At 54.4% G+C, this 767-nt stretch carries 1 protein-coding gene; it reads left to right on the top strand.

What is annotated here, in order from left to right; genetic code table 11:
• Nucleotides 1-361: 361 nt before the first annotated feature.
• Nucleotides 362-767: aldo/keto reductase (locus tag JK635_RS27945; RefSeq protein ID WP_202653005.1), on the top strand; the 406-nt coding region annotated here is incomplete at its 3' end.

The following is a 767-nucleotide window of genomic DNA, read 5'->3' as shown; positions in this document are numbered from 1 at the left end:
GCCGGGATCTGACTGGACTGAATTTGGTCAAAATGTCAGCGAAACGATGAAAGAACACCGTGAACAGCTCGATGCACTGAGCGCGGAGGACGTGGCCCAAGCCCTCATGTACGCGTTCGCTTAGCCGGCCAACGTGTTGGTGGAAGAAATCCTGTTGCGGCCAGTACTTCAGCTTGCAGCTTTGTTGCAAACTTGCAGTTTAGCCGGAGTCACGAACTTACCAGGTCCAACATGGCCATTCTAGCGCTCTCCCTCACTCCCGGGAACTGGAGCGTCGCAAGTCTATCTTAAAAGACCACGGGCGCATGGCCTTCGCCGTACGAAGCGACATTGAAGACGCAAACAGATAAGAGGAAAAAGAATGCAAAACCGCAAATTAGGGCAACAGGGACTGGAAGCTTCGGCGCTTGGCCTGGGTTGCATGGGTATGTCCGAGTTCTATGGACAGGGTGATGAAGCCGAATCGATTGCGACAATCCACCGTTCGCTCGAACTTGGGATCAACTTCATCGACACTGCCGACATGTATGGCCCATTCACCAACGAAATGCTGGTGGGCAAGGCAATCCGCGAGCGGCGTGATGAGGTGATTCTTGCAACGAAGTTCGGCAATGTGCGGGGACCAAACGGAGAATTCCTCGGGATTCGCGGCGATGCAGAATATGTTCGACAGGCTTGCGATGCCTCCCTGAGTCGTCTGGGCGTGGACCATATCGATCTCTATTATCAGCACCGGGTCGATCCTGGCGTGCCGATCGAGGAAACCA

This window comes from Neobacillus paridis (assembly GCF_016765675.1).
Classification (GTDB): Bacteria; Bacillota; Bacilli; order Bacillales; family Cytobacillaceae; genus Neobacillus; species Neobacillus paridis.
Note: the sequence above shows the minus strand (reverse complement) of the source record. Positions and strands in the feature narration are given on the sequence as shown.